Annotated in this window: 17 protein-coding genes; 8 read left to right on the top strand and 9 right to left on the bottom strand. The window is 71.6% G+C overall.

The window, feature by feature from the left end; genetic code table 11:
* The first annotated feature begins 234 nt into the window (after positions 1-234).
* Positions 235-1614 (top strand): hypothetical protein, encoded by a 1380-nt coding sequence (locus tag FCH28_RS01760; RefSeq protein WP_169314017.1) that lies wholly within the window; start codon positions 235-237, stop codon positions 1612-1614.
* On the opposite strand, the gene FCH28_RS01755 is transcribed toward FCH28_RS01760, so the two are convergent.
* The 3 genes from FCH28_RS01755 to FCH28_RS01745 all read right to left on the bottom strand — a co-directional run bounded on the left by FCH28_RS01755 (position 1611) and on the right by FCH28_RS01745 (position 5081).
* On the bottom strand, positions 1611-3605 hold the full coding sequence (locus FCH28_RS01755) for an ABC transporter permease (protein WP_136737858.1): 1995 nt from the start codon (positions 3603-3605) through the stop codon (positions 1611-1613). The two genes, FCH28_RS01760 and FCH28_RS01755, sit on opposite strands and share 4 nt — an antisense overlap.
* A gap of 146 nt (positions 3606-3751) precedes the next feature.
* Positions 3752-4555, bottom strand: a complete 804-nt coding sequence (gene modA, locus FCH28_RS01750; RefSeq protein WP_136737857.1) for a molybdate ABC transporter substrate-binding protein — start codon at positions 4553-4555, stop codon at positions 3752-3754.
* 130 nt (positions 4556-4685) lie between these two features.
* Positions 4686-5081: a TOBE domain-containing protein gene (locus tag FCH28_RS01745; protein ID WP_136737856.1), complete on the bottom strand. Its 396-nt coding sequence runs from the start codon at positions 5079-5081 to the stop codon at positions 4686-4688.
* A 244-nt stretch (positions 5082-5325) separates the two neighbouring features.
* Here FCH28_RS01745 and FCH28_RS01740 point away from each other — a divergent pair, with 244 nt between their 5' ends.
* Positions 5326-5745: a TOBE domain-containing protein gene (locus tag FCH28_RS01740; protein WP_136737855.1), complete on the top strand. Its 420-nt coding sequence runs from the start codon at positions 5326-5328 to the stop codon at positions 5743-5745.
* Between the two features lie 126 nt (positions 5746-5871).
* On the opposite strand, the gene FCH28_RS01735 is transcribed toward FCH28_RS01740, so the two are convergent.
* Positions 5872-6267 carry a TOBE domain-containing protein gene (locus FCH28_RS01735; RefSeq protein ID WP_136737854.1) on the bottom strand — a complete coding sequence of 132 codons (396 nt, stop codon included), beginning with the start codon at positions 6265-6267 and terminating at the stop codon, positions 5872-5874.
* A gap of 187 nt (positions 6268-6454) precedes the next feature.
* Here FCH28_RS01735 and FCH28_RS01730 point away from each other — a divergent pair, with 187 nt between their 5' ends.
* From FCH28_RS01730 to FCH28_RS01705, 6 genes are all read left to right on the top strand, one after another.
* Positions 6455-7258: a GNAT family protein gene (locus FCH28_RS01730; protein WP_136738320.1), complete on the top strand. Its 804-nt coding sequence runs from the start codon at positions 6455-6457 to the stop codon at positions 7256-7258.
* 310 nt (positions 7259-7568) lie between these two features.
* Positions 7569-7754, top strand: coding sequence for a hypothetical protein (locus FCH28_RS01725; protein WP_136737853.1), 186 nt, complete (start codon positions 7569-7571; stop codon positions 7752-7754).
* A gap of 11 nt (positions 7755-7765) precedes the next feature.
* Positions 7766-8464 carry a hypothetical protein gene (locus tag FCH28_RS01720; protein WP_246102259.1) on the top strand — a complete coding sequence of 233 codons (699 nt, stop codon included), beginning with the start codon at positions 7766-7768 and terminating at the stop codon, positions 8462-8464.
* Complete coding sequence (locus tag FCH28_RS01715; RefSeq protein ID WP_136737852.1) at positions 8461-9444, top strand: DUF6895 family protein; 984 nt, start codon at positions 8461-8463, stop codon at positions 9442-9444. The genes FCH28_RS01720 and FCH28_RS01715 overlap by 4 nt, the downstream gene beginning before the upstream one ends.
* Positions 9441-10367, top strand: a complete 927-nt coding sequence (locus FCH28_RS01710) for a DUF6895 family protein (RefSeq protein WP_136737851.1) — start codon at positions 9441-9443, stop codon at positions 10365-10367. Before FCH28_RS01715 ends, FCH28_RS01710 begins: the two co-directional genes overlap by 4 nt.
* Positions 10367-11401, top strand: coding sequence for a serine hydrolase domain-containing protein (locus FCH28_RS01705; protein ID WP_136737850.1), 1035 nt, complete (start codon positions 10367-10369; stop codon positions 11399-11401). Before FCH28_RS01710 ends, FCH28_RS01705 begins: the two co-directional genes overlap by 1 nt.
* 22 nt (positions 11402-11423) lie before the next feature.
* On the opposite strand, the gene fes is transcribed toward FCH28_RS01705, so the two are convergent.
* The 5 genes from fes to FCH28_RS01680 all read right to left on the bottom strand — a co-directional run bounded on the left by fes (position 11424) and on the right by FCH28_RS01680 (position 17580).
* A complete protein-coding gene (gene fes / locus FCH28_RS01700; RefSeq protein ID WP_136737849.1) occupies positions 11424-12701 on the bottom strand; it encodes an enterochelin esterase in 1278 nt (425 codons plus the stop codon).
* Between the two features lie 77 nt (positions 12702-12778).
* On the bottom strand, positions 12779-14125 hold the full coding sequence (locus tag FCH28_RS01695; RefSeq protein ID WP_136737848.1) for a condensation domain-containing protein: 1347 nt from the start codon (positions 14123-14125) through the stop codon (positions 12779-12781).
* 64 nt (positions 14126-14189) lie between these two features.
* A complete protein-coding gene (locus FCH28_RS01690) occupies positions 14190-14831 on the bottom strand; it encodes an isochorismatase family protein (RefSeq protein WP_136737847.1) in 642 nt (213 codons plus the stop codon).
* Positions 14832-14884: 53 nt separating this feature from the next.
* Complete coding sequence (locus FCH28_RS01685) at positions 14885-15670, bottom strand: 2,3-dihydro-2,3-dihydroxybenzoate dehydrogenase (RefSeq protein ID WP_246102257.1); 786 nt, start codon at positions 15668-15670, stop codon at positions 14885-14887.
* A gap of 77 nt (positions 15671-15747) precedes the next feature.
* Positions 15748-17580: an alkyl/aryl-sulfatase gene (locus FCH28_RS01680; protein ID WP_136737845.1), complete on the bottom strand. Its 1833-nt coding sequence runs from the start codon at positions 17578-17580 to the stop codon at positions 15748-15750.
* Positions 17581-17741: the final 161 nt, after the last annotated feature.

Below are 17741 nucleotides of genomic sequence, written 5' to 3'. Positions count from 1 at the left end.
TCCCCTGCCAGGAGGGACATAGGACTCACTCGTTCTCTCAGCTCCGTAGGAATTCGGCGGCAGCTCCGCAGATGTTGTGCGTCGTCCCCCGGACTTTTCCGAAGCAACACACGGAATCCCTTCCGACCGCGTCCGATCGCCACGTTCACTTCTTCCGTTCACGAATACCTGAACCGAAGGAGGAACATGCGACACGCCCGGAAGAGGATTTCCACCAAGAAGGCGATCTCGGCGGTGGCGCTCGCCGGTGTGGTTTCAGCGGCGTTCGCGCAGCTCGGCCATGCCGGAACGACCGACACCGAAGTGGCGATCAAGCGCGAGAAAGTCACCGACCTGACGGCTTATCACGGAGTCAAACCCGGAGACGTCGAGAAGGTCCTCAAAAAGATCCAACGGCCTGACAACGGGACGGCGGGAAACGACAACGCCGACTGGAAAGCCTTCTATCTCGCGGAAACCCCGCAGCATGCCGCGGAATACGTCAACGGGGAGCCGGACCCGAAGACCTACAAGGTCAAGGCGGGTGAAGTCGTCCAGGTCAAGCTCAACGGGGAAGTCGAACTGGCCACGGTCTCCGGTAGTGCCGACAGCCCCGAGGTCGTGCAGCAACTCAAGAAGGAGTTCCACATCCCCGAAGGGCGCCCGCTGATGGACGCCCTCGGCGAACAGAACGTGGTCCTCAAGATCAAGGACGGCACCACGGAGAAGGGCGTCGAAAGGTTCGAGATCATCGTTCCCTGGAGCATCGCGGAGAAGCACGCCACAGCCACGCGCCACGCCCACTTCCCGGACCCCCGGGGCTCCGACAAGGCCGAGGAGTTCTCCAGGATGAGCCCTGAGGACGCCGCGAAGTACGTGGGCGAATGCCTCTCGGGCGGTAGCCGCACCAAGCGTGCGGCGGCAGCGTCCGTATGCGAACTCGCCAAGGACAAGGCGCGGGACATCCTGAGCGAGGCGGGAAACGAGGTGAGTCTTCCGCAGCGGGATTCCGATGGTCTGAGCAAGCAGGAGATCACCGCCACCGCCGAAGCGACCCGTTCGAAGCTCGGCACGGGCGTGCACGGAGCGGTCAGCGCCGCCATGGTTGCCGACTGGGCACATGACGTGGCCAGAACCTTCGCCGACCCCAAGGCCACAAAGCTCGACAAGGCGGCTGCGGTCACCGCGATCGCGCCGGTCATCGGCCAAGCCGTCAACATCGCCGACGGTATTCAGCACCACGACAAGAAGACCATCGTGGTCAACTCCCTCGTGCTCGCCGCAGTGGTCGCCGCGCAGGCCGTTCCCGCGGTGGGCGAAGTGGTCGACGCCGCGATCGTCGCCGATTTCGTGGTCGAGAAACTCGTCGGATGGTTCACACCGACCGCGAAGCCCGGTCCCGAACACGTGGCACCGCCGTCCGACCTGGTGGAAACCCCTCAGCTCGACAAGGACCCGTGGATGTCCGACCCCGCTGACACCAGTTACTCGAAGGGTGCGACGGCCGCCCCCCAACCATCCGCGAGTTCGGGCAGCGCAGGAGCGGGCCAGGAATCCAAGAAAAAGGACACCGGGAAAACCGACGACGAGGCAGCAATTCCCGATGTGCAGGAAACGCCCATACCCAACTTCTAGAGCGTGACGAGGGTGACCTCGGTGGCCTTGACGCTGGTCCAGACGGGCGCGCCGTCGGCGAGGCCGAGATCGAGGGCGGCCTGCGGGGTGATTTCGGCGACGAGGTCGGGGGCCTCGGAGGACGTGACGAGGACGCGCAGCCGGCTGCCGGCGGAGGTGATCTCCCGTACGGTGCCGGACCAGACGTTGCGGGGGCTGCCGGCCGGCTTCTCGACGTGCACGGAGACGGCCTCGGGGGCGATGATCGCCAGGGCCTGGGTGTCGTCGGGAAGCCGGTCGGCGACGACGAGACGACCGCCGCCGGCCAGCGCGAGGCCGTCGCCGCTGGCGGTGCCCGGCCAGGCGTTGCGGCCGAGCATCCGGGCGACCCAGGGCGAGCGGGGATGCCGGGTGACCTCGGCGGGGGGCGCGTCCTGGAGGGTGCGTCCCTCGTCGAGGACGAGGACCCGGTCGGCGAGCGAGACCGCCTCGACCGGGTCGTGGGTGACGATCAGGCAGACCCCGCCGAAGCCGGCGAGATGGCGTCGCAGGGTGTGGCGGACATGCGCCCGGGTGGTCTGGTCGAGGGCGGCGAGCGGCTCGTCGAGCAGCAGCAGACGCGGACGGGCGGCCAACGCCCTGGCCAGCGCGACACGTTGGGCCTGGCCACCGGAGAGCTGGGCGGGTTTGCGGTGCGCGAGATGGCCGACGCCGAGCCGGTCGAGCCACTGCTGCGCCGTGCGGCGGGCCTCGGCGCGCGGAACGCCGTGCGCGCGGAGCCCGTAGGCGGTGTTGGTCAGCGCGGTCAGATGCGGGAAGAGCGCGCCGTCCTGCGGGACCCAGGCGACGCCGCGGCGATGCGGAGGCCGCTCGGTGACGTCGGTGCCGCCGAGGCGCAGTGTGGCACGGGCGCGCGGGGTGAGGCCGAGGAGGGCGCGTAGCAGGGTGGTTTTGCCGGCGCCGTTGGGGCCGACGACGGCGATGGTGGTGCCCGGATCGGCGTCGAGCGTCAGGGTGTTGAAGCCGGTGACGTCGGCGTGCAACGGCCAGCGCTCCTGCGACTCCTGGGCCTCCGGAGGTGGCGTCGGTTGGCCCTTGTCGGCTGAAGGCGTCGATGGGGTGTCCAGGGTTGCAGCGGTCTCCGAAGAGCGGGGTGTGGTGCGGCCCGTGCGGCGGGAGGTGGGGGTGCCGTTCCACCGGCCGCGCAGGGCCACCAGCACGGCCATGGCGATGGCGAGGAGCAGCAGGGAGACGGAAGTGGCGGCTTCCGGGGAGTCCTGGAGCAGCAGGTAGACCTGGAGCGGCAGGGTCTGGGTGGCGCCGGGCAGATTGCCGGCGAAGGTGATGGTGGCGCCGAATTCGCCGAGCGCGCGGGCCCAGGTCAGCGCGGCGCCGGCGACGAGGCCGGGCGCGACCATGGGGAGGGTGACGGTGAAGAAGACGCGTACGGGCGAGGCGCCGAGCGAGGCCGCGGTCTCCTCGTAACTGGGGCGCAGGCCGGCGAGGGCGCCTTCCAGGCTGATGACGAGGAACGGCATCGCGACGAAGGTGGCGGCGACGACCGCGCCCGAGGTGTGGAACGGCAGGGTGAGGCCGAAGGTGTCTTCCAGCCAGGGGCCGAGCAGTCCGCGGCGGCCGAAGCCGAGGAGCAGCGCGACACCGCCGACGGTCGGCGGCAGCACCATCGGCAGCAGGACGAGCGAGCGGACCAGCGCCTTGCCGGGGAAGCTGACGCGGGCAAGCAGCCAGGCGAGTGGTACGCCGAGGAGCAGGGAGAGTCCCAGCGCCCAAAAGGACACGAGCAGCGAGAGATTGAGCGCCTCGGTGACGCCGGCGCTGCTCAGGTGCGTGCCGAGGTCGCTCCAGCTGGTGCGGGTGAGGACGCCGATCAGCGGCATCAGCAGGAGCGCGACCGCGAGGAGCGCGGGGACGGCCAGTGCGATCGGGGTGCGGGTGCCGGGTGCGTGGGATCGTCCCGCCGAAGGCCGGAGGGGGGTGCGGGGGCGTCTCATCGGGGTCCCTGGGATCGGGGTGGGTCGGTTCCACGGGGTGTGCCCGGCGGGTGCCACGTAGGGCGGGGCCGCACGGGGCTGTCCGCTCCCCCGAGCCGGACAGTCCCGTGCGCCGCGCGGTGTGTGGCGTGGCCGCGCCCGGCCCGCTACGGCTTCTGGAAGCCCGCCTTGCGCAGGATCTGCTGTGCCTCCGGGGTGCTCAGCCACTTCACGAAGGCGGCCGCGGCTTCGGCGTTCTCGGAGGCCTTCAGGGTGGCGGCCGGGTAGGAGGCGACGGCGTTCTGTCCGTCGGGGATGTCGATGGCGTCGACCTTGTCGGGCGCGGTGTCGGCGTCCGTCTTGTAGACGAGTCCGGCGTCGGCCTCGCCCATCTCCACCTTGCTGAGGACGGCGCGGACGTTGGGCTCCTGCGAGACCGGCTTGACGTCGACGTCCTGGGCGTCCAGGACCTGCTTGCTGTAGCGGCCGACGGGGACCGCGGGCGCGGCGAGGACGACCTTCAGCTTGCTGCCGGCCAGGTCCTTGAGGCCGTGGATCTTCTTGGGGTTGCCTTCGCCGGTCGCGATGACGAGGCGGTTCTTGGCGATGACGGTGGGCGTGCCGACGTCCACCTTCAGCCCGTCCATGGTCTTGGTGTCGGCGGTGACCAGGGCGTCGGCGGGGGCGCCCTCCTTGACCTGCGCGGCGAGTTCCTGCGAGCCGGCGAAGGAGAACTTCACCTTGGTGCCCGGGTGCTCCTTCTCGTACGCGGCACCGGCCTTGGCGAAGACATCGGTCAGCGACGAGGCGGCGAGCACGGTGAGCTGCGCCTTGGGAACGTCGCCGGCGGACTTCGCGCCACCGCCGTCCTTCTTGCCCTCGTCCTTGCCGTTGCAGGCGGCGAGCGGGACGAGGAGGGCGGCGGTCACGATCGCGGCGGCGGCACGGCGGCGGGTGAGGGCACGGGACATGGGCGGGACTCCTTGGGACGCGGGGCGGCGGATGCCGCCCGACGGATGGGGAAAAGCCGCGCCGGGGACGGCGACGCCGCTGCGTGGGGGGGGCGATTCCTCGGTGGTTCAGGTGCGGTCGATGGACGCGTCAGGTGCGGTCGATGTGCACGCTGGTGGATTTCACGCGGGCGGTGGCCTGCATACCGACTTCGAGTCCCAGTTCCTCGACCGCTTCCCGGGTCAGCAGGGACACCAGGCGGTGCGGGCCGGCCTGGATCTCGACCTGAGCCGCGACATCGCCGAGCTTGACGGCGGTGACGATGCCCGGGAAGGCGTTTCGGGCGGAGGTGTACGAGGCGTCTTCGTCGCCGCCGCCGTCCTGGCCGACCTCGATCGAGAAGGCGGCCAGGTCACGACCGTCGATCAGACGCCGGCCGCTGTCGTCGCGGTGGGTCGCGACCTTGCCGGCGTCCGCCCAGCGGCGGGCGGTGTCGGGGCTGACGCCCAGCAGGCGCGCCGCCTGGCCGATCGTGTAGGACTGCATGCGCGACAAGATAAGTGGGTTCGGCTGGCATTTGCAATTCATATGGCGGATGTACGCAGCAGGTGCCAGGCGGGTTGGAGGAAAAGCCGAAGCCGCGGTTGGGCCGATCGGCGGTGACCGGATGTCGGACGGAATCCGCGCGTCGCCGCCCGGCTAAGGTGACGCCGACAAGAAGGAATATTTACCGCAATTTATGGCAATTACCCGGTTCCCCTCCCTCCCCCACCCCACGTGAGGCGTTCCCATGAGCCTGAGCATCCGCAACCAGATCCCCGGCACCGTCACCGCCGTCACCCCGGGCGAGGTCATGGCGACCGTCGGGGTCCGGCTGGTGGGCGGCCAGGAGGTCACCGCCGCGATCACGCGGGAGTCGGCCGAGGAGCTGGGCCTCGCGGCGGGTTCCGCGGTACGTGCGCTGATCAAGTCCACCGAGGTGTCCCTGGCCACGGGTGCGGTCGACGGGCTGAGCATCCGCAACCAGCTGCCGGGCACGGTGAGCGATGTCGCCACCGGTGGCGCGATGGCCGGCGTCAAGGTCAGCGTCGACGGCGCCGAGCTGACGGCCGCGATCACCAAGGACGCGGTCACCGATCTCGGGCTGGAGGCCGGTTCCACGGTGACCGCACTGATCAAGTCGACGGAGATCTCGCTGGCCACCGCCTGACGTGAGGCCGGGGCACCCCGAGGAGCTCAACGCAGCGCTGCCACAGGCGCGTTACGCGGGCTCCGGGGCGCGGCGCCCCGGGCCATGGAACGGGCAGCGCCGGCCGGTCGACGGTCATCCGGGCACTCACGTGCGGTCGATGTACACATTGGTCGCCTTCACCCGGGCGGTGGCGGTCACCCCGACCTCGATGCCCAGTTCCTCGACGGCCTCCCGGCTGACCAGCGACACCAGCCGGTGCGGCCCGGACTGGATTTCCACCTGGGCGACCACATCGTCCATGGTCACCCGGGTGACGATCCCGGCGAACGCGTTGCGTACCGAGGTGCGGACCTCGCCGGGCACCGGATGCAGCCCCGCGGCCCGCTCCTTGGCGAACGCCGCCAGGCTCACGCCGTCGATGACCCGGTTTCCCGTACCGTCCCTGTCCATCCGCAGCTGGCCGCCGTCGGCCCATCGGCGGACGGTCTCCGGACTCACACCCAGCAGCCGCGCTGCCCGGCCAATGCTGTATGACGGCACGCCCGCACTCTAGGGCCAGGGCCGGGGCCGCCCCCGCACCGCCCCGCCGCCCCGCCGCCCCGGCGACCGCAGCTGCCGCTCCCGCCGCCCCTGCTGCTCCAATGTCCGGATGGACAGGGACGCACACAAGGACACGCACAGGGGCACGGACAGGGACACGGACAGGGATGCGGGCAGCGGCACGGATATCGATGTCGAGGCGGTACGCGCCCTGTTCGACCGGCAGATGCGGCGCGAGGCGACGGCCGACTCCCCCGGCGCACGGGTGGAGCGGGATGGCGATGTGGTGCGCCAGGTCGGCGGCGCGGACGACTGGAACGGTGTGGTGTGGTCGGACCTGGACGGGTCCACCGCCGATGCGGCGATCGCGGCGCAGGTGCGGCACTTCACCTCGCTCGGGCGTGAGTTCGAGTGGAAGGTGTACGCCCATGACCGGCCCGCCGACCTGGGCGAACGGCTGCGGACCGCCGGTTTCACGGCGGAGCCGGCCGAGGCGCTGATGGTGGCGCCGGTGCGGGGCCTGCGCGCGGCCGGGGCGGACTTCGGGCCGCCGGAGGGTGCGCGGTTGCTGCCGGTGGCCGATGCGGCCGGCGTGGAGCTACTGGTGCGGGTTCATGAGGAGGTGTTCGGGAGGCCCGGCGCACGGCTGCGGCACCGGCTGCTCGGCCGGCTCGCCGAGGATCCGGGCTCGGTGGCGATGGTCGTCGCGATGGCCGGCGACCTGCCGGTGTCCGCGGCACGGATAGAACTGACCCGCGGGAATGTTTTCGCCGGGCTGTGGGGCGGCGGCACCCTGCCCGCCTGGCGCGGCCGGGGCCTCTACCGGGCACTTGTCGCCCACCGCGCATGGATCGCCGAAGCGCGCAACTTCTCCTATCTACAGGTGGACGCGTCCGACCAGAGCCGTCCGATCCTGGAACGGCTGGGCTTCAGCACGCTGAGCACGACCACCCCGTACCTCTATACAGGGCCGACGCGACCAGCGCGCTGATGCGACCGTTCACCACCCGCCCGCACCCACACCGCACATCGCCCCGGACATATGCCCGCACATCTCCCCACGCATCCGTCCACACATCAGGATCCCCGCCGGATGTGTACGCAGGGTGACGACGAGACAGACCCGGGGTTACCGCCAACACCCCCGGGCGGCAAGGGGGTTGGCGCCGCCGCCGATCCACCCGAGGCCACACCCGCCCCTACCGGCAAGGCAGTACACCCCTTTTGCACCGCTTGCGACCGATTCACGTCGATGTAAAGCTGATTCTGCTGGTACCTCAGCCGCAAAGGAGATGGTCCCAATGGTTACGGATCGCACAGCCCGCATCGAGACGGAGGCCTTGGCCGCCGAGGTCGACGGACTGGTGGAGCCCACCGAACCTGACGGCGTGTTCCGCGATACCCGAGAGTGCGGAGCTGGGCTGCTGTTGCTCGGCCTGCTTCTGATCTCGCCGCCGACTCCGCGTCCCAAGACCGACACCCGCTAAGGGGCAGTGCGTTGGCTGAGCAGACGCAGGGAGCAGCCCCTCTCAGCGCTGTGATCGCCGATGCCGCATCTGGGGTCGCCCTCGCCCTGCGGGGCGAGGGCGATCCCTATGCGCTCTCCCGCTTTCTGCGGCAGGGCGATGCGCTGGCGTCGGCTGCGATCCGGGTGCTGGGCGCCGATGCGCTCGCACCGTATGCGCTGGACCACCGGGCCGGGCCCGGCGGAGAGGACGAGACAGTCGTACGGGAAGCGCTTGCGGCCTTTCCCCCGAAGCCGGACGCCTCGGATGTGTCGGTGTGGAGCTACCGGGGCCTGGTCGAGGCCTCGCACGCGTTTCTGCCCGGTGGCGCCAACCAGTGGCCGCCGACGCCACAGGCCGGCTCGGCATGGGTCGCCACCGATCCATGGCCAAAGCTTGCCCATCGGGTGTCCCAGCTGGCCGCGTTGGCGCTGCCCGGACTCGCCTCGTCGCTCGCCGACGAGCTGACGGCGCGCACCGACGACCTGGCCCGCGGTTTCGTCCGGGCGGTGCGCCGCCGGGACTGGCTTCAGGCCGCGGGGCTGGGCCGTTGGCTGGCCCGGCTGCCTGAGGTGCCGCCGACACTGGGCCTGGACAGCGGGCTGGGTTTCGTCCGTCAGATGTGCGGCGGCGACGCCCGGGTGACGCTGCATGTGGTGGCCGCCCAGCGGTTCTACGGACGGGGGTGGTGACCGGCGGCCGGGGCGACCCGGAGTTGCTCGACCGGTTGGTCGGCGACAGCCTGGGGTGGTTGGACGGTGCCCGCGCGTCCTTCCGCCTGCCCCCGAACGTGACGACTGACGCCGATCCCAATCTGACCCTCAAACCCCTCGGCGAACTGGCCGAGTTGACGCAGCTCATCGCGGCGGCGCATCCGCGCGCCGACATCCGGGAGAGGGCGGCCGGCCTGTTCGACTTCGCATGGCGGGAGACCGGCGAGGGAGAGCTGTTCGCCGAGCTGGTCCGAGGTGAGCCGCATGCGACCTATCCCGTGGAGATCTACGGGGCGTTCGCGCAGGCAGGACGGCGCCACGCCGGTGTGGAGGAGCTCGTACGGGCCACCACGCGGCTGCGCAGCTGGCGGGTGGCCCGCGACGATCACACCCGCACGCTCGGTGTGCTCAACGCGGAGCGGCGCATCGGGCTGGCGCCGCACACCGATTTCGACGCCGAGCTGGCGCAGACCGGTCTCGGCCGGCTGCCCGAGCCGTGGGCGCTGGACCGCAAGGCCGCGTACGGCGTGACACACGATGTCTTCCATCTGACCGAATGGGGACGCGCCCGCCGGCGGCTGTCCCCCGAACACGCCGGCTATCTGCGGCTCTGGCTGCCCGCGTGGCTGGAGAACTGGCTGGCGGAACAACTGTGGGACCTGGTGGGTGAGTTGCTGGCCGTGACCGCCTGCCTGCCGGCGGCTCCGTACGATCCGGTGGCCTGGCAGCGGCTGGCCGACGCGCAGGCCGCCGATGGCAGCGTCGCCGAGATCGGCGATCCGACGCGTCCGGACGATCCCGCCGAGGCGTTCACGGCCTGCTACCACTCCACCCTGGTGACCGCCTTCGCCGGCACCCTCGCCCGTGTCGCCTCCGATGAGGCAGCGGCCGGGGTCTGGGACGGTGCCGGGGCGATGCTGACCGGATGTATCCCCTGTGAAAGCGAGACAGCCCCGTGACAGTGACGGCCGCACCCCCCGCGCTCCTGCACGGTGTCGGCGACCGGGCCCTGACCTGGCTCGACGAGCACCGCGAGCACTTCCGGCTGACCCCCGAGGACCACGCCACCGGAGGCGCGCTCATCGAACGCCTCAAACCCATCGGGGAGTTGGTGATCAATATGCAGGTGCTGTTCCGGGAGGGCGTGGCCGGTTCCCGGCAGCACGCCCGCGCCGGGCAGCTGTTGGACTTCGCCTGGCGGGAACTGCTGGACGGCGGCAATGTGCTGGCCGCCCTCCAGCACGACGAGCCGCTCTCCCCCGTTCCCCTGGAGGTCTATGCGGCCTTCCACGAGCTGGGCTACCGGCATCCCGGCCTGGAGTCGGCCATGGAGATCTGCCGGCGCACCACGACCTGGACGGCGCTGGAGATGGTGCCCAACCGGCGGCTCGGTGTGCTCAACGCCGAACGCAAGATGGGGCTCACGCCCAGCGCCGACTTCGACCTGGCGGTGGAGCGGACCTGGCTCGGCCGGCGGCCCGAGCCGTGGGCGGTGCAGCTGCATATCGCGTACGACGTCACGCACACCGTTTTCCATCTGACCAACTGGGGAGAGGCGCCGGAGCGTATCCCGCCGGCGATCGCCTCCTATCTCGCGCTGTATCTGCCGGCCTGGATGGATGGCTGGGCGGATCTGGAGCACTGGGATCTGCTCGGTGAACTCCTCGTCGTGGACGCCTGTCTGCCGCGGCCCTCGCTGGACGCGCGGATGTGGGAGCGGTACGCCGCCGCGCAGTCCGACTCGGGTGCGATGCCCGTCCAGCGCGGGATGCCGGACGGCGACGAGGCGGAGGTCTTCGACGTGGTCCACCACCCCACTCTGGTGGCGGCGTTCGCGTCCGCGATGGCCACCTCCCGGGCGCTCTCCGCCGACGTCGCCTGATGGGCACGGGAAACCTGCTCGCGGACCGCCTCGCGGACGCGGTCACCGCCATCGACGCGCCGGACGTGGTGCTCGCGGTCACCCGCAACGACCGGCGAACCGTCATCACCGGCGGCACCGCGCTCGCCCCGCCCACACCCCGGCATGCGCTGCACTACGAACTGGGTTCGCTGACCAAGACCTACACCGTGCTGCTGCTCGCCGAGCTGGCCCGGTCGGGCGTGCTGTCGCTGGACGACCCGCTCGCGGCCTATCTGCCGGGCCTGCGGCTGCCGTACGCCGACTCGCGCCGGATCGCGCTGCGGCATCTGGCCACCCACACCGCCGGGCTGCCCCGTATTCCCCGCGATCTGACGGCCGGCGCGCTGCTGCACCCGTACACCAACGCCTACGGCCGGTACGACACCGAGCGTCTGTTGCACACCTTCGCGCGCACCCGGCCCCGGCACACTCCCGGCACCCGCTGGCACTACTCGAACTTCGGGCTGGCGCTGCTGGGCCCGGCCATGTCCCGGGCCGCCGGCTCCGATTACGCCACGCTGCTGACCGAGCGGGTGCTGCACCCCCTCAAACTGACCGGCACCACCCTGGGGCCCGGTCCCACCGGCACCGACGCCATCGGTCACCGCAAGCGCGGCGGCGTCTCCGTTCCGTCCACCGACATGGGCGGTTTCATCGCCGCCGGTGCCGTCCGCGCCACCCCGGACGATCTGCTCACCTATCTGGAGGCGCTGCTGTTCCCCGAGGCCACGGCGCTGCCGCAGGCGCTGCGCGATGTGCAGGTGCCGCAGCTGCGCCGTGGCTGGCGGCACCGCAACACGCACACCCTGACGTGGTTCCAGCACCCGGCCGCGGGCGGCCCGTTGCTCTTCCACGTCGGGGCGACCTTCGGCCAGCAGGCGTTCCTCGGCTACCACCCGGCGTCCGGAACGGGCCTGGCCGCCGTCGCCACCCGCCACTACGGCCGCACCTGTCGCATGGTGCACACCCCCTATGAGCTGCTGTACGCGCTGGCGGGGGATCCGAAGGTGTGAGGGCGGACGAGGTGCGGCGGGGTCAGCGTCCGAGGAGCGCCACCACGCCGTCCGCGAGCCCGCCCCGCCAGCACGCGTAGTCGTGGCCGCCGTTGAATTCGGTGCGGGTGACCGGATGGCCGTGGGCGTCCAGGGCGTCGTGGAAGGCGCGGCTCAGCTCGACCGTCGCGCCCTCGTGCAGGCCGACGTCGAGATGGACGCGGATGGCGCCGGGGGCGGCGTCGGTGAAGCGCCGGGCCAGCCAGGGGGCGCCCTCGGGCAGCGTCTTCGGTACGGCGTGCGGCAGGCCGGGGCGCCACCACAGGGACGGTGACTGGGCCAGTGCGTTGCCGAACCGGTCGGGGTGGCGGAGGCAGGCGTACAGCGCGGCCAGCCCGCCCAGGCTCTGGCCGGCGACCACGGTGCGGGCCGGGTCCGTGGTGACCGGCCAGCGGGCCGCCGCCCAGGGCAGCAGTTCGTCGGCGAGGAAGTCGGCGTAGGGGTCGCGGGCGCCCACTTCCCGCCCTCGGGAAACGTTGTCGCCGGAGCCGGGTGCGAGCACGAGCAGCGGTGGCACGGCGCCGTCGGCGATCAGCGCGTCGAAGGTGTGCTGTGCGTCGAGCGCGCCGAACCATATGTCGCCGTCGCAGAGGACCAGTACGTCAAGAGGGGCGGGCGGGGCGCCCGGCGGGACGTAGACGAAGATGTCGTGTTCGTCGCCGAGGGGCGTGCCGGGGCGCCGGTGCCGCTCGACGGTGCCGCGGGGTATGCCGGCACGCCGTGCCCGCCAGGGTTGCGCCGGCGCCTTGGGCAGTTCGAAGAGCGAGCTGCCGGGTCCTTGCCGGCGTCCGGGCAGCGTGTGGGAGTTGAGGGGGTCGGGGGCGGCGTGTGCGGAGAGTCCGCGGAGGCGTTGCTGGAGCGGTTCCGCGGCGGTCGGCGGCGGGCCCGGTGAGATGTCGGCGACGAGGCGGTAGGAGCCGCGGTGGTCGGCGCGCAGCCGGTGGGTGCGGTGCCAGATGTCGGTGCCCGGTATCCGGCCGAGGAGGGAGCCGGCGAGGTGGTCGCGGTCGGTGAGGTGGCCGGCGAGCAGCAGGACCTGGCGGGTGGCGCGGTGGCCGCGCCACAGGAAGGTGACGGCGTGGTGGTCGGGGTCGCCGTCGAGGGGTTCGATCAGGGGTGTGCCGTCGCGTTCGGCGGCCGCCCAGAACTCGTCCTGCAGGGCGGTGAGTTCGTCCGGTGCGGCGTCGGCGAGCCGAGCGGTGAGGCGGGCGATGCGGGAGCTGGTGGCAGCCGTGGCGGGCGCGGCGAACAGGGCGCGCATGGGTTCCCCGATTTCTTGTAAGTGCTGATGCACCGTCAAATCAGCGTTGACGGGCCGTAATTGCTTGCGTGGTGGGTTCATGGTCGTGGCAGCGGAGTGTGTGGGTCGGTGTCCGCGATACGGCCGAGGAGGTCCAGGAACCTGGCCTGGTGTGAGGCGAGTTCGCGGTCCTCGTACAGCGCGGGATTGCCGTCGTAGTCGATGCGCAGTCCGGCGCCGTCGCCCCGGTCGTAGAGGTTGACGGTCAGGTCCTCGACGGGTCCGGTGGCGAGGTGGTGGGCGTCGCCGGGGGCGCCGGCGAATTCCGGGCCGTGGTCGTAGGGGATGACGTTGACCAGCGGGCCGACCAGCGGCCGCGGCTCGCCGGGCCGGCCGAGGTCGCGGCGGATGTCCTCGTAGCGGTAGCGCTGGTGGCGGCGGGCGGCGCGGATACCGAGGACGACCTGCAGGGTGAGCTCGGCGAAGGTGGTGCGCGGGGTGACGGTGAGGCGCAGCGGCAGCAGATTCCCGGCCGTGGCGGGGACGCGCAGTGCGGCGGGGCCCGTCCGGGCCGTCATCGGCAGGCCGAGGACGACCTCGGTGGTGTGGGTGGCGCGGGCGACGTACCAGGCCTGGGTGGCGATGACGACTTCGGGCCAGGTGGTGTGCAGGGCGCCGGCCAGCGCCTGGATGCGGGCGGTGACGCCGGTGCCGACGCGGGCGGTGCGGCGCAGGAAGGTGTGCGACGGGCGGGCGGTGCGGCCCGCGAGGGTGGGGGGCGCGGGGTGGCCGGCGAAGGTGTCGCTCCAGTGGCTGCGGTCGATGTCGTAGGCCTCGGAGGCGCGGTAGGCGGTGTCCTCGGCGCGCAGGTCGGCGAGGCGTCCGAAGGGGCTGGCGCCGGCTTCCCGGCCGGCGGCGAGGGCGGTGTAGACCTCGGCGGCGCGGTCGGCGAGCAGCGTGGAGCCGAAGGCGTCCAGGATGAGGTGGTGGTCCCGCTGGTACCAGAGCCAGCGGCGCTCGCCGACCTGGAAGAGGGCGTGCCGGAAGAGGGGGCCGGTGGCGAGGTCGAAGGGGCGGGCGAGGTCGTCGCGCATCCAGGCGTCGGCGACCGCGTCCGGGTCGCCCTGGTCGAGGAGGGTCGCGGCGTGCAGCGGGAAGCCGTGCCCCGGTGGCTCGATTTCGAGGGCGGACTGCCGTGGTCCGTCGGGGGTGTCCTCGATCCGTACGCGCAGTGCGTCGGCCTCGCCGATGGTGCGGTGCAGCGCCTCGGCGAACAGCACCGGGTCCAGCGGGCCTTGGATCTCCAGGTAGTGCGCGATGTGGTGTGCGGGGCTGGCGGGGTCGAGGGCCTGTGCGTGCCAGATGCCGGTCTGGGCGGCGGTGAGGGGGATTCCGCGGACGCCGGGCCGTGGCACGGGCGGGGCCGCCGCCTGGACGGCGGTCATGCCGCGGCCCCCCGCGTCTCGGCGACGTCGGTGCGGATCTGCTGGGGCGTCAGGGCCATGGCGGTCAGGCCCCTTCGATGCTCTGGACGAGCGCCTCGGTGGTGGTGACGGCCGCGCAGGTGCGGGCGGCCCAGCGCAGTGCCTGGATGTGGTCGGCGGCGGAGAAGTCGGCGACCGCGTCGGCGACGACGAACGGCTGGATGTCCCGCATCCACGCGTCGCAGGCGGTCGCCTGCACTCCGATGTGCGCGTAGACGCCGACGATGATGAGCTGGTCGCGTCCGAGGTCGTACATCTGCTCCGCGAGGTCGGTGCGGATGAAGGCGCTGTACTTCCACTTGGTGAGCAGGGTGTCGCCGTGCTGCGGGGCGACGGCCGCGGCGATGCCCTCGGCGTCCCGGTCGTCGGGTACGCCGTCGCCCCAGAAGTCCTGTTGGAGGCCGCGCTGGGCGGGGGTCTGGCCGCCGGGCTGGGCGGCGTAGACGACGGGCAGGCCGATGGCGCGGCAGTGTTTCGTCAACCGGCCGACGTTGTCGAGGAGTTCGGTGAGCGGCGCGGCGTCCGGGGTGAAGGGGCGCAGGAAGTGGTTCTGGAGGTCGTGTACGAGCAGCACGGCACGGGCGGGTTGCACGGTCCAGTCGACCCGGTTGCGGGGCAGCACGGCGGAGCTGGGCATCGGGTAGGGGGCGATGGCGGGGAGCGGCATGGTGGGGGGCCTTTCACGGATGCGGGGAGGGGCGGGCCGCGCGGGCGCGGGGGTCAGGCCCGTAGCGCCGCGCCGCCGTCGACGTACAGGTCGTGCATGGTGATGTGGCGGGCGCGGTCGGAGACGAGGAAGCCGACGGCTTCGGCGATGTCCACGGGTTCGGCGAGCCGGCCGAGCGGGATGCCGACGCGGTACGCCGCGAGGTCGCCCTCGATGACGCGGCCGCGGGAGTCCGGCTCGGTCCACAGCTGCCGCTGTATGGGCGTGTTCGTGGAGCCGGGCGAGACGACGTTGCACCGTACGCCGGTGCGGGCGAGTTCCAGGCCGAGGCTTTTGGTGAAGAGGGTGGCGGCGGCCTTGGAGGCGGCGTAGGCGGCCAGGCCGGCGCGGGGCACGCCGGCCGCGTTGGAGCCGACCGTGATGATGCTGCCGCTCCGGCGGGCGGTCATGCGGCGGGCCACGGCGCGGCAGACCTGGAAGACGCCTGTGGTGTTGACGGCGAAGGTGTCCGCCCAGTCCTGGTCGGTGAGTTCGACGACGGATCCGGTCCGCAGCACGCCGGCCACATTGACGAGGATGTCCAGGGGGCCGACGGTCCGCTCGACCTCGTCCACCAGCGCGTCGACGGCCGGTCGGTCGGTGATGTCGACGGTGCGGGCGGTGATACGAGCGGGACCGGATGACGAGTTCGCCTCCAGTGCGGTGATGCCGGCGGCGTCCCGGTCCACGGCGACCACGTGCGCGCCGCGTTCGGCCAGCAGTCGGGCCACGGCCTCGCCGATGCCCCGTCCGGCGCCGGTGACCAGCGCCGTCCGCCCGGAAAGTTCGGATTCCCGCACGTCATACCCCTTCTCGGACACCTCGCCCCGGATCAACTTAGGTAAGCCTAACCTAATGGAGTCGCTCATGGTGAGGGTCAGGGGGTGACGATCGGGAAGTCGGGATCCGGGCTGGTCAGCAGCCCGAGCAGCGCGTTCAGCGCGCCGGCCTCGCCCTCCTCCGTGACACCGGCCGGCACCCGCCCGGCGACGATGCCGAGCAGTTCGGGCTTGGTGAGCGTCACGGTCAGGTCCGGCCGCCCCTCGGACGTGCCGGACGCGGTCGGCGCGCCGGCCGTACTGCGGTAGGTGAGCGCCCCGTTGGACAGCGTCAGCCGCCAGGTGCGGTCCTCGTCGGCGAGATACCAGTCCATGGTGAGCGAGGACGCCCAGGCCCTGGGGCCGTCGACACGGATGGCGAGCGAATCGATGAGCTGATCGACGGTCAGCGCCGCGGCGATCTCGGGGCCGGCGGCGTCCGCCCTCACCGGCGCCGGGGCGCCGCGCAGTTCCATCGCGCCGGTGAGATAGAAGTTGCGCCAGGTGCCGTTCTCGCAGCCCTGGCCAAGCCGGTCGTAGACCGCGGCCAGTTCGTGCCGCGCGCCGACGTGCCCGGGGTCGGCGAAGACGGCGTGGTTCAGGAGCGTCGCCGCGAACCGCAGATCACCGGAGTCGGCGAACCTTCTTCCCGCCGCCACCGTGGCATCGATGCCGCCCAGAGCGGCCACATAGCGCTTGGCCTGCTCCACCGGCGGGTGCTCCCACAGATGCGCCGGGTTTCCGTCGAACCAGCCCATGTAGCGCTGGTAGATCGCCTTGACGTTGTGGCTCAGCGAGCCGTAGTAGCCATGGCTGGCCCACACCCGCTCCAGCCCCGGGGGCAGCCGCAGTTCCTCGGCGATCTCGTTGCCGGTCAGGCCCTCGTTGAGCAGCCGCAGCGTCTGATCGTGCAGATACGCGTACAGGTCGCGCTGGTTCGCGAGCAGGGTTCTGATCCGGTCCTTGCCCCAGGTCGGCCAGTGGTGGGACGCGAAGGCGACCTCCACCTCCTCACCGAACAGCGCGAGGGCCTCACTGAGGCAGTGGGACCAGATCCTGGTGTCACGGACGGCCGCGCCGCGCAGCGCCAGGATGTTGTGCATCGTGTGGGTCGCGCTCTCGGCCGTGCACAGCGCCTGCTGCGCGGGAAAGTAGAAGTTCATCTCCGCGGGCGCGTCAGGTCCCGGGGTGAGCTGGAAAACGAGCCGCACCCCGTCGACGATCTCCTCCTGCCCGGTGCTGGTGATGTCCACGGTCGGCGGGATGAGGGTCAGGGTGCCGGTGGAGTTGGTGGCGCCGAGGCCGCAGCCGATCTGGCCGGCCGGCCCCTTGGGGAGTTCCGCGCCGTACATGTACACGGCGCGCCGGGCCATCGCCGTGCCCGCGTAGACGTTCTCGCTGACCGCGTGCTCCAGGAAACCGGCCGGCGCGAGGACCGGTACCGCGTTGTGACCGTGCGGCAGCACCCCGCGTCCGCCGCCGAAGTGGTCCGCGTGCGAGCGGGTGTAGATCAGCCCGGAGACCGGCCGGTCGCCCCGGTGCTTGCGGTAGAGCTCCAGCGCCGCGGCCGCGGTCTCGGCCGAGACGAGCGGGTCGATGACGATGACGCCGCGCTCCCCCTCGACCAGCGTCATGTTCGACAGGTCGAGGCCCCGCACCTGGTAGATGCCCTCGGTCACCTCGTACAGGCCCTGCCGGCTCACCAGCCGGCCCTGGCGCCACAGGCTCTCGTTCGCCGTGCCGGGGCAGTTTCCGGCCAGAAAGCTGTACGCCTCGGCGTCCCAGACGACCCGTCCGTCCGCCGCGATGACCTGGGGCGGGTCGAGCGGCGCGATGAAGCCGCGATCGGCATCCGCGAAGTCCTGGTGGTCGTCGACGGGCACAGCAGTCACAGGGCGCTACCTCTCCGGGGAGTCGGGTCACCGTCGGATGACCCGCAGGAGAGATTTACCCAGATTTGTCCCGTTATTGCATGTGTGCGGTGGGCTGAGTCGTGGCCGCTTCGGCGGGGCGCGGCCCGGCGCCCCCTCCCCCACGGGGGCACCATGGGGCC

The sequence above is a fragment of the Streptomyces piniterrae genome, from assembly GCF_005048155.1.
In the GTDB taxonomy this organism is placed as follows: Bacteria; Actinomycetota; Actinomycetes; order Streptomycetales; family Streptomycetaceae; genus Streptomyces; species Streptomyces piniterrae.
Note: the sequence above shows the minus strand (reverse complement) of the source record. Positions and strands in the feature narration are given on the sequence as shown.

Coding starts and splice junctions, on each gene's coding strand:
- FCH28_RS01740 (WP_136737855.1), top strand. CDS start 5,326: ATGAGCCTGAGCATCCGCAACCAGATCCCCGGCACCGTCACCGCCGTC.
- modA (WP_136737857.1), bottom strand. CDS start 4,555: ATGTCCCGTGCCCTCACCCGCCGCCGTGCCGCCGCCGCGATCGTGACC.
- FCH28_RS01755 (WP_136737858.1), bottom strand. CDS start 3,605: ATGAGACGCCCCCGCACCCCCCTCCGGCCTTCGGCGGGACGATCCCAC.
- fes (WP_136737849.1), bottom strand. CDS start 12,701: ATGCGCGCCCTGTTCGCCGCGCCCGCCACGGCTGCCACCAGCTCCCGC.
- FCH28_RS01725 (WP_136737853.1), top strand. CDS start 7,569: ATGGTTACGGATCGCACAGCCCGCATCGAGACGGAGGCCTTGGCCGCC.
- FCH28_RS01705 (WP_136737850.1), top strand. CDS start 10,367: ATGGGCACGGGAAACCTGCTCGCGGACCGCCTCGCGGACGCGGTCACC.
- FCH28_RS01695 (WP_136737848.1), bottom strand. CDS start 14,125: ATGACCGCCGTCCAGGCGGCGGCCCCGCCCGTGCCACGGCCCGGCGTC.
- FCH28_RS01745 (WP_136737856.1), bottom strand. CDS start 5,081: ATGCAGTCCTACACGATCGGCCAGGCGGCGCGCCTGCTGGGCGTCAGC.
- FCH28_RS01690 (WP_136737847.1), bottom strand. CDS start 14,831: ATGCCGCTCCCCGCCATCGCCCCCTACCCGATGCCCAGCTCCGCCGTG.